The organism is Bacillus sp. FSL K6-0073, from assembly GCF_038006085.1.
GTDB lineage: Bacteria > Bacillota > Bacilli > Bacillales > Bacillaceae_G > Bacillus_A > Bacillus_A cereus.
Genome location: NZ_JBBOUN010000003.1, coordinates 131,561 through 144,015 on the forward strand (window position 1 = coordinate 131,561; position 12,455 = coordinate 144,015).

Genomic DNA, 12,455 nt, shown 5'->3' on the forward strand with positions numbered 1-12,455 from the left:
TTAGTGCCAAATGAAAATATGATACTTGTACTTTTTTTCATTGGAATACCGATGCTTTCTCTATTGTTTTGCTTATTCCCGATTATAACGATAGTAGTAGCTTTGGGAATTTGTCTGCTATTTTCTATATGGTGTACAATTACAGATTCTTATATGGAAGTTAGTGATGTGAAAGAATCCATATCTAATAGATTAGACATATCAACGGGCGAAATTCTCTTTGATTTAAACAAAAAGAACGCTACTTATTTGAGACCTGGGAATTATAGCGTGTTTACTTCAAAAGGAGAATTTATTCTGGAGTTAGGAATTGAGTATAACAACTTCTATTGGATTGAATTAAGCCAAGTATCGGATGTTAATTTCATAGATGAATTAAACATATGAGATAGGAGGGGTAGGTAATGGATGAAGAAGGAATTATAGGTTGTTTTGGTGTCTTAGCAATTTTGGGAGCATTGTTCTACTGTTTTCCAATTATTATGGCTGTTATTACATGCACGATTATAATGATTGGTATTTGGGTGGTTCACTCTGATTCTAAAGATAATAGAAAAAAGTTTCTTACTGATTTGCAATCTGAAATACCTCAGAAGCTTAGAATTACAAAAGATGAAGTGATTTATGATTTCGGAGAAAAAGGTGAATCTTCATGGAAATACGAAGACTTTCGAATTTTTACTTCCAGAGGAGAATTCATTGTAAAGATTAAAGATGTCGATAAGAAAGATATTGAGTTAGAGCAAGTATCTGATATTGATTTTATGAAGGGGTCAAAACAATGATTGTCACACAGGTTTTACTTCTATTGGCAATAACATATGCGTTGATTACAGCCCTATTTATCATATCTCCTGTAGCTGGAATTATTTTCTTAATTATGATGCCAATTGCAGGAATTGTCTTTATACATAAATGTAGAAAAGACGAGTTTAAGGAGTTAAAGGGAGTAATAGCTCATAACCTGTCCATTTCACAGGAAGAGATGTTATTTGATGTTGAACGCATGAAAAAATCGTTCTTAGGATGGGAAAAACTATATGTTTTTACATCAAAGGGAGAATTTGAAGTCAATATACATAGAGACGATGGTGAATGGGTAGGCATAGATTTGATTTCTATTTCACATGTCGATTATATGAAAGAATTAAACTACTAAACAAAATGAAGAGAGGTGTAAACTCAATGGTTATGCGTTTTATTGATGGGTGTTGCAATAAGATATGTTTTTACATATTCTCTTCATTTTTCTATAAATAAAGTCTTTGGGAGTGTCTATATGGATAAAAAGAATTATGAAAGTTTATTCATGATGGGTCTGGCAATTATGTCGATTATGGCTATAGTGGAAGAGAATTTTCAACGATATTTTATTATTTTATTGATGTATATATGCTTCATTACTATGATTCATTTCTTCCTCAATTATAAAAAATCAAAAACAAAAAATATGTTAGTCATTGAAGAATGCGTGAGAGAGGGTTTTACAAAATTAATAAATGACTCCTATTATAAACTTTACGAAAATCAGCACCCTAAAGAAGTGGAAGAGAAATTCTTAGAGACAGTTAGAGAAATGAACATTATCATTCATCGAAACGGAGCGTTGAATAAAAGCTCTTTCAAAGATAGATGCTTAAAAGGTTTTTACGAAGAAGACATCCGATTCTTTACAATGTTTGGAGAGTATACCTGTACTGTGAATGTATTAAAAGATGGATTAGGTGAACTGAAAAATCTCGACCAAATTTCTGATTTGGATTTTGATAAAGCGTTGAAAGGGATTTAAAAATAGTAATATTTGTTTTTAGAATTTTAGAATTTAGTCCTTAAAGTGGAAAGAAGGTTATGAAAGTAAAACGAGTATCAAAAATGAATTTAAATAAAGAACTTTATGTGAATTGAAAAATAGGAAGATGGAGTGATTTGGATGTTTGATGATGAATCTGACGATTTATTAGTTTGTATAATGTTTGCAACAGTAGTTATTACGATTATAGCGTTTCTAATTATCTCTTTTGTACATATGTTTGTTAATCTCTATAATTCAAATATATTTTACTTTATAACAGGGGTTTCTGCTTTTGTTAGCTTAGTTGCAGGAAATGTGTATTGTGAATATAACCGAATTAAAACAAATGATTTCAATAGAATAAAAGAAGAAATCAAAAAACATATTCGTAGTTTTTATCCAGAAGAGACTTTCTTTATAATTGATGAAAAAGAAGTTTCAAAAAGAGAAATCTTGAAAAGATGTTTTCGTACATACGAATTGTCGATTCATGTTTTTGCTCATCATGGAGAATTGGTATATCAAGTGAAGGTGAATAAAAATGAGGTATGGCTCAAAGATTTCAAACAAGTTTCAAATGTGAATTTTGCAAAAGAATTTTATAAGAAATAAAAAATATAGGAATAGATACTTTATCAATTCCTATATAAATCCAAGAATATTTAAAGTTTATCAGTTTAAAGGAGGGCTTAAAATGTTTGATAAGGAGTCGGAAGAACACTCTAATTCAAATTTATTCCTGTTTGCAATTCTGCCTTTAATAGCGTTCTTTATTCCCATTCTTACACCAGAGCTGAATTCCGAGAATGTTATAAAATTTATTGTTGCATTAATAGGCTTTTTTGTATTTGTGGTTGTATGTATTTTTATAACATTTTTAAGAAGAGAATATAACCGCATTCAAATGAAAGATTCTGTTCGAATAAAAGAACAAATCACACAGCATATAAAAGAGCACTATTACTTAGGAATGCAAGACATCTTTATTTTAATTGATAAGGAGAAAAATTTAACAAGAAAAGAAATCTTAAAAAGATGTTTTTCTACATATAAGGAGAAAATTCCTGTATTTGCTCCGAGTGGAGAGTTTCTATATGAAGTGAAGGTTAATGAACAGGATGTAGAAATAATAAACTCTAAACGGGTATCACATGTAAGCTATGGTAGAGAGCTATATGTATATAAATAAATGAGTATGTTAAAAATTGAAATTTTATTATATTAATAAAAAGATATAAGAAGGAAGGAGATGTAGAAATGTTTCATAAAGATGACCCAGAAGTAGTTCTGATGAAATATACAATTTTTTTGGGAATAGGATTAATCGTTTTGAACATCATAGTATGGGGTGTTTTATGGGTTAAGAATCTTGTTATGAATAATCTAACTGTCGTTATGTGTGGAATTACAGGGATTGTTTTTATCGGAGTAGGTATTTCGATGTATTTTATCAAGAAAGAATATGACCGTATTACCAAATATGATTTTGACAGGGTTAAACGCTTATTAAGTCAGTATCTTAACGAAAATTATTTTACTGGTCAGAATGATAGTTTTGTTTTAGTAGAAGAAGAAAAAGGAGTAACAAGGAAAGATTTTTTAAAGAGATGCTTTGCCTCCTATCATATAGATTTAAAGGTGTTCGTTCCAGATGGAGAACTTTTATGTACTGTGAAGGTATATAAAGAAGGAATACGAGTGAAAAACGTTGAGCGTCTTTCTCATACGGATTATAGAAAAGAATTTGCAAAATAAATACATAATAAATATTTTTGGGTTTATATAAGAATTGATAATAGATAAAAAGGAGAGATTTAAAATGTTAAAAAATTGGTTTAAAAAAGTAGGTTCTATGCAGAATGTAATTTCAGCTTCTTGTATTGGGGGAGGAGCAATTCTATTCAATTGGTTATTTCCTAAAATCACACTGTTTATCATTATCGGATTGTTAATTTTTAAGTATAACGAACCAGTAAAAAAACGCCTTTTTAAAGAGAAGTAAGGAAGGGAATTTAAATGAAAACGAATAAAATTCAAATCGCAGTAGTGGGTATTCCCTATTTTGTTTTGTTAACAAAATTTGTTATGAATCACAATGTAAAAGGTTCTGTTATTTTAACGGTATATGCGGTGCTTATTTACAATTTCATCTCATTATTCAAATTAATTGATTTAAAAGAAGTTAATTTTAAGAGGATTCATAAAAAGTTAAAGAGTGTCATGAAGTTAAAAAATGATGATTGCATTGTGAAGTGTGAACAAAAGATTCCTTTTCTACAAGTATTAATTGGTAAAGAAAAACCATACCTTTCAACATGTAATGTCTTAACAGCAAAAGGAGAGTTCAAACTTCTACTTGAGGTAACACCAAAAGAAATAATTATTAAACATAAAGAGTGCATCCAAAATCATTAATTTTTAGAGAGAATAGGAGGCTGAGACAAATGAACACGTTAAAGATTATATCAGGTTTAATTAATCAAGCGATGGATACATTGTTAGTGATAGCGGGATTCCTGTTGTTTTGTATGATTGTTATTGGTCCTCTATTCTATTTAATACCCTTGTATAAGAAGTATATAAAGAATAGAGATTCAGATGAACAAAAAGGCATTATGACAGTAAAAGAATTTGTTTCAAAGCGATTTGAAGTGGAAAAAGAATCAATTATTGTAGAATGTTTAGAAAAAGATACGAATTCTAAAATTAAAGGGTTTTATCAATATATAAAAAGGACAGAGAAAGCCTATCGTGTGTTTTGTGAATATGGAGAATTTATTTTTAAAATGGATATGTATGAGGATGATGCGAAATTTGCTAAATTAACATATGCCGAAATGGTATCGGATACAAATTTCAAAGAGGCATTAAAAAGAGAGTTTAATTAATCGGAGATATGAGGTGTCTAATATGTATGGTAAAGAGTTTATTTGTAGTGTAATGGGTTTCTGCTTTGGTTTAATTGGTTTTGTTTTAAACCCGAATATTCTTTCAGGCTTTGTTTTTGTTACTTCATTAGTAGCAATGATATATATCTATAAGTCTAAGAGAACGAAGGAGGCTATTATAGCTGATAGTGTAGTTAAGGCTCGTATTTATGAAAAGTTCTACGCTCCTATATATGCCCCTGAAGGAAAAACAGTCTTATTCGAAAAATCGTTAGAAAATACATATCGAATTTTTACAAAAAAAGGGGAATATGTACTCATTATACATTCTTCTACACAAGGAATTGGCTATGAGTATAAGAAAGTGTCAGATGTAAATTATTTCAAAGAAATTGCATGATGGAAGGGAGGTAATAAAGTGGTGAAAAAAAACATGGGAATGGCGAAGTATCTATTAGTAGGCTTAGTTTTTATTTTTGGAATATATATATACCCATACGTTGATGAGCTTGGTGTTGTAATCAGTGTTGCAATTTGTGCATGTTTTATTTTGTTTGATATAAGGACATATCTTGAAAAGATAGATGATAAGAACAAAGATATCGGATTGAGGGAATCACTTCATATAGTCTTTTCTGCTCCTAAATATGCTCCTGAAGGAAAAAAGGTCTTCATTGAATTTATTAAAAAAGATGAGTATCGGGTTTATACAAAAAAAGGAGATTACTCCATTGTTATTGAGCGAGGAGAAGAAGAGACAAAAATGAAAAAGGAAAAATTATCAGACGTAGATTTCTTCAAAGAAGTATTTTGATTTTATTAAGATAACTATGTTATGAAAGGACTGATAAAGGTGAAGTATCTACTATTAGGAGGAATTTTTATCTTTTTAAATTATAGATTTCCATCTGTTCATGATTTTAATATCGTAATTGGCTCATTTCTACTTACCGTTTTTATTGCATATGATATAACCAATAGAAAGTTAAAAAGAGAAGAAATGAATGAAGATGAGCGATTAAGAAAGATGATTTATAGAGATTTTCCTGCTCCTAAGTTTGCACCTGAAGGGAAACAGGTAATTATTGAACGTTTAAGAACAGATAAGTACCAAGTATATACAATAAAAGGAACGTATTCTTTTGTTGCAGAGAGAGGACCATTCGATTTGATTTTTGGTATTAAGAAAGAAAAGTTATCAGACATTGATTTCTCCAATATAATAGCTTGAGTTATGTACAGAAAAGAATGTAGCATCATACATTCTTTTTCATTTTGACTATAATGTATTTTATTTTTATTTTATTGACAATAGTAAATGAAATATTTATAATAATAACCATATCAATAGTCAAATATAAATGGGTTGACAAAGAAGTGAGATATAGATGAATGTGCATATCGAATATTTCATTAAGTGTGTGACAGAAATTTTAGAAAAAGATTTAAAAGAACATACAGTAGATGTTCCGAATATGATTCAACAGTCTACTTTTTATGAATTGATAAAAGAAGAGCCTTTATTTGTAACACATTATCCACCCTAATATTGGTCTGATGAAATTTATAAAGAGCAAATTGAAAGGAAGTAATACTATGAATAAGTATGATGTACTGGCTTGGTGTATTCCTGTTATCGGAGGGATGATGTTACTATGATTCTATTTTTAGGATTCCTCGTAGGTATTCTGTCAATTAATTTCGCTGTTCATATAATCTTAAAAATACATAAAATTAAGTATAAAGATTTAGAAAGGGCTAAAAATCGTATACGTTATGAACTTGGTTTCCTTATGCTTGATAAAGAAGGATTCTCTATATCAGTGATAAATAGAGAAACTGAACTTAATGTAATCACTATACTAAAGAGATGTTTTTTCAGTTTCTGTGAAAACTACAGTGTTTACACATCTATGGGAGAAGTGAAGGTAAGTGTTATGATTTACGATGAGATTGCTTTTATTGACGAAATGGATTTTATATCAAATGTTAATTATGAAGAACTTTTAAACGTAAGTTAGGAAGATAACATTAGACTTCTTGTTATTACAAAAACGTTCGCATTGTTATGAACAGCAATTTGTTATGTGAAAAACTTGTATGTTATTTTAAAATATTTTCTACATGGTTTATCCTATTTATTTTTTACAGAAAAACTATATGTTGTATACGAAATATAATAAAAAAACGCTCCTGGCATAAAATACTATGTTATTACAAATCAGGTATTTTATGAATTTATTTAAAAAGGGGAGCGTTTTTATTATGTCTATTTTTTATCACATTTCAACGGATTTACAGCATTCAGGAGAGTTTGTGCCAAGAATTCCTTCTTGTCGTCATCAAGACAAAGAGGACGATGTGACAAAACGCATATGTGTCAGTAAAACAATTGATGATTGTCTTTCAGCCATACCAAGCGGAGGGGCACATTTAGAGGAGTTAAACATTGAACAAAGAGGATATTATAAAGTGTTTAAAATTGATACAGATAAATTAGGTATCGAGGATTCAGATATTGTTTCATCGGATGTTTTATATCAAGAAGATTTAGTAAGAGATGCTGAAGTGACAAATGAGCATTGGATTTTAAAAGGATTTCAGGTAGCTGAAGAGGATTCTTATATAATAAAGCTGATTGCTTGGGAAGAGTCTGCAAAGGATATTATACCAGACTTTATTTATCGGATGGCAGAAGAACAGTATGTAGGAGATTATGTTCAAGCATACACTGACCATTTCAATGATTATGTGCCTTGCTCTACTTTTATAGTCGATGCAGGTTATGTAAAGGAATTTGTAAGTGCAGGGATGACTTTAAGTTTTTATTTTGATACAGAGGAAGAAGGAGACTATTTACTATCTAAATTCCAATCAGATAAAAGAATGTATATCTCTTATCAAGACATGGATACGATATCTATCTGCATAAAAGAAGATATGTCATGTGAAGAGTTATTTACTAAGCACCTTCAATTCTTAAAGGATAATTTATTATAGGAGTGTTAGAAATGAAACTGCAAAAATCACTTAAAACAGTTAAAGTATGTATTCTATTATTAACTTGTGCATCTTTTTTGTTCGGTTGTGAGCATACAGTTAGAACAGAAGAAAATGTGATAGGACAAGTAGTAGATAGACAAATAGAAAAAGTAAAAATTGAAGGCGACTGCACTCAGATTCCGATTGGAGATACTGGTGTTTTCATGCCAATTTGTGATGATGATAAAGAAGAAGAGCATTTTAATGTAACAGTTCAAGCCCATGGAATTACTACAATTTTTAATGATAAATCAATGTTTGAGAGCAAAGAGAAAGAACTTCCTGTTATTTATATAAAAGAAGTAGGGGAAGAATCAAACAAAGTCTATGATGAGCGGTTAATATTACCTTATTAATAAAGAGAGCGAGTGTAAACTTGCTCCCTTTTATTTTTTTATTACAAATAAATATTCTGTTAAAAGATAAGTAATGTATATATATAAATTATAAGAAGGTGAATTGTACTTTTGAACAGTTCAAAGAGCAGTGGATTAAATACTCACTGCTCTTTGAATATTTAATTGATATGACTTATACCTGAATTGGTACATCAATTTTAGCTCTTGCTACGCAAACCCCTTGTTTAACTATATAACATTCAACAAAGTGTTCACCGTTAAAAGATGTACATTCTTTAAGTGTTTCTGAATTGGTTTTAATAATTTGTCCTCTTACACAGTTTCTTTCTTTCGCTACATCCCCACGGTTTTTAACTTTCCAATACACATGATATGGTTTTGTAACGTAATTGTCTTTTATATAAAAATCCAATTGTTTGCTGATTGGTAAATGCAGACCTCTTTTTAACCAATCATTTAAAAAGTAAGGTCGAAAACCATCCTGTGTAATGCGACAGTCTAAAGATAAGTGGTACTGAATATTTACAGGGAACATATATTCAATAAATTCCTCAGACTCGTTGTATAGTCTACTCTCTGTAGAAGCATAAGATTTGCTCACAGCCGAATTTGTTTCTTTTTCTTGTTCTAATTGTTTTTCCCAATATTCATGATTAAAGAACTCTTGCCATGCTTTAATTGCTTGTTCGGATGTACAACCTGCATCAAATAAAACATCCAACTTACCTAAATAAGTTGTTAATCTTCTTTCTAATCTGTCCAATCGAACATCATCTTTTTGAATTAATTTAAGGCTTTGCTCTTCATCAGTGGGGTTATTTACCTCTTTATCTATGGTCAATCTATCTCTTACTGCAACTAATGTATGATAAAACATTTCATCTATGCGTGTTTCAGATTGAAAACATTCGTTGAGAAGTACGGATTGAACTAAACCACCAGGCATTTCCCATTTAGGTCTGGATTTACAAAACATTTTCAACAGTCTTGCTACAATACGAAGGTTATAATTCTTCTTTTTATTTTCATTATTAAACCACTTGGTAATACTTCTTGGGTCTCTTGGCCGCCATTCGCTTCCGCAATGTTCGTATTTATATTCACCATATTCGTCTTTATATCTTCGATAAATAGCAAAATCAATGTGATAGCCCTCTTCATAAACAATTCGTACACAGTTTGTTTTTGCTGTAGGTGGTTCTTTAAATTGTTTACATTTCTTTTTCAGTGCGGTTACTACCATATTCTTTGTTGCGGTTGTTCCTTCTGGTAAGTTGTCCTTATCAAAAATGATAGCAACATCAATATCGTAATCATTACTTTCATTTTGCACAACTGTAGACATAGCTACACTTCCTTGAACAACGGTATCTACAATTGAATAATTCGTTTTCTTTTCCTCATTGTATTCTTTTAATCCATCTTTTAATCTATCAAGGTTCAATGTTCTAAACTTGAATAATTGATTTTTTTCTTTTCCTTGTAATACAACATCTTTTTTGTAAAATGTCATAAGCTTGTTATTTAAGTCGTACATAAGCATCCTCCATTAAGCTTGAATGTATTTACCTTTCTCGTCACCGTTAAGAACAATGCCCTAAGGATATTTTTTTGGGGTATGCATATCTTAACCGTATTTGAATAGGAAATAAAAACTGTCATCTTCTTATCATAAGGAGAATTGACTATATTTTGCAATTATTTTACCTTTGAAAATTAAAATAAAAGGATATAATATAGTTTTTTTAATAGAAGACTAACTATGAAGGGAAATATGTATGCTGAAAGAGATTTTATTGAATGAATGAAGTATTGGAATAGTATAATGATAGGAATATAACAAAACAGGTATTTAAATAAATTGAATGTAAAAGGGGCTATTTAAAATGAATTTAGATGGAATGAAAGAATTGATTAAACAAAATGCAATGAAAAGAAAACAAATGTTTACAGAATTGAAGGAACCTTGGGAAGTTGTTAGGTTGAATTTCGGAACAACAAGTAAAAAATTGAATGATATTTTACAACATGGAATTACTCCTCAAAATGGTGTACCTTCACATCCTGAGTTGGTTTATTTAACATCAAAATGGCATTACTGGTACGCTTTTCAGGAAAATAAAAAATCATTAATTGAAACTGTAGGGAAAGAACGATATGAATCAGAGTCTATTACTTCTCTTTGGAATGAAACAGGTGACTTTCCAATTTATATTTCTTTAGAAGTGCCAAAAGAAATATTGGTATTAGATGAAAATGTGGTTCATCAATTAGATATTAAAAAGAAAATTCAAAATGGCGATATTGAAAGCCCAGATGATATTTCGTTAGAGAATTGTTTAGAACATGGCGTGGTAGCTTCGATTGATGCGATTAAACCTTGGTATATAGATGAGGTTAACATTATTGGTAGTGAAGAATATAGGGATGAATTGTTAGATGGAGCATATGGAGAAGAAGCGAATCTTTGGTTTGAAGAATTTGAGATTGGCTCAATAACTGCTGATTCATTAAATTTATATGAGCAAGTAGCTCATGGTAATTTAGTGAAAGTTGTAGTATTTTCTCCAATTACTGAAGATAACCCCAAAATAAAAAGGATTTATATTAAAGACGAGAAATTACAAATTGATTTTGACTGGAATTGGATTAAGTGAATTAGCACTAAAAAATGCATAATTAAAAACAAAACTACCTATTTAATTTATTAATAGGTAGTTTTATTTTGTGTAATAGAATGAAGAATACAGATGACGTAGTATAATGTTATGAATATAACAAAACAGGTATTTTTAAAAATGCGATATAAAAGGAGTTATTTATAATGAATTTAGAAGAGATGAAAGAGTTAATTAAACAAAATGCTGTAAAAAGGAAGCAGGCATATACAGAAGTGGAGGAACCTTGGGACACGGTTACTCTATATCATGGAACAACAAGTAAAAGGTTAAATGAGATTTTACAAAAGGGGATTACATCTCGAAATCAAAATGACGTGAATAATTTTGTTAATGTACCTTCAAATCCTGAGTTGGTCTATCTATCAACTAAATGGCATTATTGGTATGCTTTCCATGCAAATGAAAAGTCTCTCATTAATCAAGTAGGGAAAGAACGCTACGAATCTGAGTCTATCACTTCGCTTTGGAATGAGACTGAAGATTTTCCAATATATATCGTCTGTGAAGTGCCTAAAGAATTATTGGTACTGGATGAAGATGTCGTATACCAGTGGGGGATTAAAACGAAAATTAAGAATGGAGAAATAGAAGGACCAGATGATATCTCAGTAGAAGAATGCTTGCAACAAGGAACCATTGCTTCTCTTGATACCATCCTTCCTGAATATATGAATGAAGTTATTATTATTGGCAGTGAAGATTATCGGGATGAGCTATTAGATGGGGCGTATGGTGTAGAGGCAGAGAAATGGTTCCATGGATTTGGAATTGGTTCTCTTACTGCTGATTCATTAAGCGTACATGAAATCATGAAATATAGTAAATTGCTTCATATACTATCTGTTGAGCCTATTCCAGAGCAAAATAAGTCTATTAAAAGAATTTATATTGAAGATGAAGAATTACAGGTTGAATTTGAATGATAGACAATCTAAATTAGGTATCCTTTCACAAGGTTCTAAGATATAATAAAAATATATATCTGTTCTATATTTTTTGTGGAGCATCCATCATTATCTGATGGGTGTTTTTTTATAAGCTCGAACCATTTTGGTCTATCTATATGGATGAAATATGGATAAAATGAAATTGTATAGCTAACAACCCTTTACAAAGAGAATATTAATAGGGGGAAGTGTTATTAAATTAGGTATCATCATACTCTAATTATATATGAACTTCATGTTATTAGAACATGTTTGCAAATTCGTCAAACAGAAGTTAATTACTTATAAAAAACTAATTGTTATTGAAAGTAGGGAGTCTTGTCTTTATCTATTATATAGAACTATATGTTATTAAAAGAACGGTTCTTTCTTAATTATTTATATTGAACTATATGTTGTTAAAAGAATAATAAATTGAGGAGAAATATTCGGATGAATATTAGGCAGTTAAAAGAAAAAGAAGTTACGATGAATGCTTTGAATGGATTTGCTAATCGGACTAAGAAAGCAGTAGAGCATTTGAAAAAGGAAAATGCCCCAAATTTAGTTGTAGAGACTCTTGTAGACCAAATGGGTATTGCTGAAAGATTAGCAGAAGAATTAAACACTGAAATCGCGGAGGACATTAGGAAAAGAGTGCAACAGAAAATTGATTATGGCGATATAATTAACGTTGAATTTGTTCCAGAAAAATAGTGTGTTTGAAATTTATAAAAACTATATGTTATCGGATGATTTATTAAAAA

At 30.0% G+C, this 12,455-nt stretch carries 21 protein-coding genes; 20 read left to right on the forward strand and 1 reads right to left on the reverse strand.

Annotation, left to right across the window (positions count from 1 at the left end):
• The first annotated feature begins 3 nt into the window (after positions 1-3).
• The 17 genes from MHB52_RS31495 (at position 4) to MHB52_RS31575 (ending at position 8,078) form a co-directional block, all read left to right on the forward strand.
• Positions 4-387 carry a hypothetical protein gene (locus MHB52_RS31495; RefSeq protein ID WP_061662517.1) on the forward strand — a complete coding sequence of 128 codons (384 nt, stop codon included), beginning with the start codon at positions 4-6 and terminating at the stop codon, positions 385-387.
• 17 nt (positions 388-404) lie between these two features.
• Complete coding sequence (locus MHB52_RS31500) at positions 405-785, forward strand: hypothetical protein (protein ID WP_061662516.1); 381 nt, start codon at positions 405-407, stop codon at positions 783-785.
• Positions 782-1,159, forward strand: coding sequence for a hypothetical protein (locus MHB52_RS31505; protein ID WP_253703118.1), 378 nt, complete (start codon positions 782-784; stop codon positions 1,157-1,159). The genes MHB52_RS31500 and MHB52_RS31505 overlap by 4 nt, the downstream gene beginning before the upstream one ends.
• A gap of 120 nt (positions 1,160-1,279) precedes the next feature.
• The gene (locus MHB52_RS31510; protein WP_061662515.1) at positions 1,280-1,789 is read left to right on the forward strand and encodes a hypothetical protein; all 510 of its coding nucleotides are present in this window, start codon (positions 1,280-1,282) and stop codon (positions 1,787-1,789) included.
• 141 nt (positions 1,790-1,930) lie between these two features.
• Complete coding sequence (locus MHB52_RS31515) at positions 1,931-2,404, forward strand: hypothetical protein (protein WP_061662514.1); 474 nt, start codon at positions 1,931-1,933, stop codon at positions 2,402-2,404.
• An 82-nt stretch (positions 2,405-2,486) separates the two neighbouring features.
• Positions 2,487-2,981, forward strand: coding sequence for a hypothetical protein (locus MHB52_RS31520; protein ID WP_061662513.1), 495 nt, complete (start codon positions 2,487-2,489; stop codon positions 2,979-2,981).
• 68 nt (positions 2,982-3,049) lie between these two features.
• On the forward strand, positions 3,050-3,547 hold the full coding sequence (locus MHB52_RS31525) for a hypothetical protein (RefSeq protein ID WP_061662512.1): 498 nt from the start codon (positions 3,050-3,052) through the stop codon (positions 3,545-3,547).
• Between the two features lie 64 nt (positions 3,548-3,611).
• The gene (locus MHB52_RS31530; RefSeq protein ID WP_061662511.1) at positions 3,612-3,794 is read left to right on the forward strand and encodes a hypothetical protein; all 183 of its coding nucleotides are present in this window, start codon (positions 3,612-3,614) and stop codon (positions 3,792-3,794) included.
• A gap of 14 nt (positions 3,795-3,808) precedes the next feature.
• The gene (locus tag MHB52_RS31535) at positions 3,809-4,207 is read left to right on the forward strand and encodes a hypothetical protein (protein WP_061662510.1); all 399 of its coding nucleotides are present in this window, start codon (positions 3,809-3,811) and stop codon (positions 4,205-4,207) included.
• A 29-nt stretch (positions 4,208-4,236) separates the two neighbouring features.
• Complete coding sequence (locus MHB52_RS31540; RefSeq protein ID WP_253703115.1) at positions 4,237-4,680, forward strand: hypothetical protein; 444 nt, start codon at positions 4,237-4,239, stop codon at positions 4,678-4,680.
• A 22-nt stretch (positions 4,681-4,702) separates the two neighbouring features.
• The gene (locus MHB52_RS31545; RefSeq protein ID WP_061662509.1) at positions 4,703-5,080 is read left to right on the forward strand and encodes a hypothetical protein; all 378 of its coding nucleotides are present in this window, start codon (positions 4,703-4,705) and stop codon (positions 5,078-5,080) included.
• An 18-nt stretch (positions 5,081-5,098) separates the two neighbouring features.
• A complete protein-coding gene (locus MHB52_RS31550; protein ID WP_253703113.1) occupies positions 5,099-5,494 on the forward strand; it encodes a hypothetical protein in 396 nt (131 codons plus the stop codon).
• A 21-nt stretch (positions 5,495-5,515) separates the two neighbouring features.
• On the forward strand, positions 5,516-5,911 hold the full coding sequence (locus MHB52_RS31555; protein ID WP_061662508.1) for a hypothetical protein: 396 nt from the start codon (positions 5,516-5,518) through the stop codon (positions 5,909-5,911).
• Positions 5,912-6,068: 157 nt separating this feature from the next.
• Positions 6,069-6,227, forward strand: coding sequence for a hypothetical protein (locus tag MHB52_RS31560; protein WP_172796981.1), 159 nt, complete (start codon positions 6,069-6,071; stop codon positions 6,225-6,227).
• Positions 6,228-6,335: 108 nt separating this feature from the next.
• Positions 6,336-6,701, forward strand: a complete 366-nt coding sequence (locus MHB52_RS31565; protein WP_253703110.1) for a hypothetical protein — start codon at positions 6,336-6,338, stop codon at positions 6,699-6,701.
• Between the two features lie 244 nt (positions 6,702-6,945).
• The gene (locus tag MHB52_RS31570; RefSeq protein ID WP_253703107.1) at positions 6,946-7,680 is read left to right on the forward strand and encodes a hypothetical protein; all 735 of its coding nucleotides are present in this window, start codon (positions 6,946-6,948) and stop codon (positions 7,678-7,680) included.
• 11 nt (positions 7,681-7,691) lie between these two features.
• Complete coding sequence (locus MHB52_RS31575) at positions 7,692-8,078, forward strand: hypothetical protein (protein ID WP_061662506.1); 387 nt, start codon at positions 7,692-7,694, stop codon at positions 8,076-8,078.
• A gap of 175 nt (positions 8,079-8,253) precedes the next feature.
• Here MHB52_RS31575 and MHB52_RS31580 read toward each other — a convergent pair whose 3' ends face one another.
• The gene (locus MHB52_RS31580; RefSeq protein WP_061662505.1) at positions 8,254-9,618 is read right to left on the reverse strand and encodes a nucleotide-binding domain-containing protein; all 1,365 of its coding nucleotides are present in this window, start codon (positions 9,616-9,618) and stop codon (positions 8,254-8,256) included.
• Positions 9,619-9,967: 349 nt separating this feature from the next.
• Between MHB52_RS31580 and MHB52_RS31585 the strand changes: the two genes are divergently transcribed.
• The 3 genes from MHB52_RS31585 to MHB52_RS31595 all read left to right on the forward strand — a co-directional run bounded on the left by MHB52_RS31585 (position 9,968) and on the right by MHB52_RS31595 (position 12,405).
• Complete coding sequence (locus tag MHB52_RS31585; protein WP_061662504.1) at positions 9,968-10,738, forward strand: hypothetical protein; 771 nt, start codon at positions 9,968-9,970, stop codon at positions 10,736-10,738.
• 167 nt (positions 10,739-10,905) lie between these two features.
• On the forward strand, positions 10,906-11,685 hold the full coding sequence (locus MHB52_RS31590; protein ID WP_061662503.1) for a hypothetical protein: 780 nt from the start codon (positions 10,906-10,908) through the stop codon (positions 11,683-11,685).
• A 456-nt stretch (positions 11,686-12,141) separates the two neighbouring features.
• Positions 12,142-12,405 (forward strand): hypothetical protein, encoded by a 264-nt coding sequence (locus MHB52_RS31595; RefSeq protein ID WP_061662502.1) that lies wholly within the window; start codon positions 12,142-12,144, stop codon positions 12,403-12,405.
• Positions 12,406-12,455 lie beyond the last annotated feature (50 nt).

Excerpts from the sequence above, each read along its gene's own strand:
- MHB52_RS31500 (WP_061662516.1), top strand. The coding sequence starts at position 405 with ATGGATGAAGAAGGAATTATAGGTTGTTTTGGTGTCTTAGCAATTTTG.
- MHB52_RS31505 (WP_253703118.1), top strand. The coding sequence starts at position 782 with ATGATTGTCACACAGGTTTTACTTCTATTGGCAATAACATATGCGTTG.
- MHB52_RS31510 (WP_061662515.1), top strand. The coding sequence starts at position 1,280 with ATGGATAAAAAGAATTATGAAAGTTTATTCATGATGGGTCTGGCAATT.
- MHB52_RS31515 (WP_061662514.1), top strand. The coding sequence starts at position 1,931 with ATGTTTGATGATGAATCTGACGATTTATTAGTTTGTATAATGTTTGCA.
- MHB52_RS31520 (WP_061662513.1), top strand. The coding sequence starts at position 2,487 with ATGTTTGATAAGGAGTCGGAAGAACACTCTAATTCAAATTTATTCCTG.
- MHB52_RS31525 (WP_061662512.1), top strand. The coding sequence starts at position 3,050 with ATGTTTCATAAAGATGACCCAGAAGTAGTTCTGATGAAATATACAATT.
- MHB52_RS31530 (WP_061662511.1), top strand. The coding sequence starts at position 3,612 with ATGTTAAAAAATTGGTTTAAAAAAGTAGGTTCTATGCAGAATGTAATT.
- MHB52_RS31535 (WP_061662510.1), top strand. The coding sequence starts at position 3,809 with ATGAAAACGAATAAAATTCAAATCGCAGTAGTGGGTATTCCCTATTTT.
- MHB52_RS31540 (WP_253703115.1), top strand. The coding sequence starts at position 4,237 with ATGAACACGTTAAAGATTATATCAGGTTTAATTAATCAAGCGATGGAT.
- MHB52_RS31545 (WP_061662509.1), top strand. The coding sequence starts at position 4,703 with ATGTATGGTAAAGAGTTTATTTGTAGTGTAATGGGTTTCTGCTTTGGT.
- MHB52_RS31555 (WP_061662508.1), top strand. The coding sequence starts at position 5,516 with ATGAAAGGACTGATAAAGGTGAAGTATCTACTATTAGGAGGAATTTTT.
- MHB52_RS31560 (WP_172796981.1), top strand. The coding sequence starts at position 6,069 with ATGAATGTGCATATCGAATATTTCATTAAGTGTGTGACAGAAATTTTA.
- MHB52_RS31565 (WP_253703110.1), top strand. The coding sequence starts at position 6,336 with ATGATTCTATTTTTAGGATTCCTCGTAGGTATTCTGTCAATTAATTTC.
- MHB52_RS31570 (WP_253703107.1), top strand. The coding sequence starts at position 6,946 with ATGTCTATTTTTTATCACATTTCAACGGATTTACAGCATTCAGGAGAG.
- MHB52_RS31575 (WP_061662506.1), top strand. The coding sequence starts at position 7,692 with ATGAAACTGCAAAAATCACTTAAAACAGTTAAAGTATGTATTCTATTA.
- MHB52_RS31580 (WP_061662505.1), bottom strand. The coding sequence starts at position 9,618 with ATGTACGACTTAAATAACAAGCTTATGACATTTTACAAAAAAGATGTT.
- MHB52_RS31585 (WP_061662504.1), top strand. The coding sequence starts at position 9,968 with ATGAATTTAGATGGAATGAAAGAATTGATTAAACAAAATGCAATGAAA.
- MHB52_RS31590 (WP_061662503.1), top strand. The coding sequence starts at position 10,906 with ATGAATTTAGAAGAGATGAAAGAGTTAATTAAACAAAATGCTGTAAAA.
- MHB52_RS31595 (WP_061662502.1), top strand. The coding sequence starts at position 12,142 with ATGAATATTAGGCAGTTAAAAGAAAAAGAAGTTACGATGAATGCTTTG.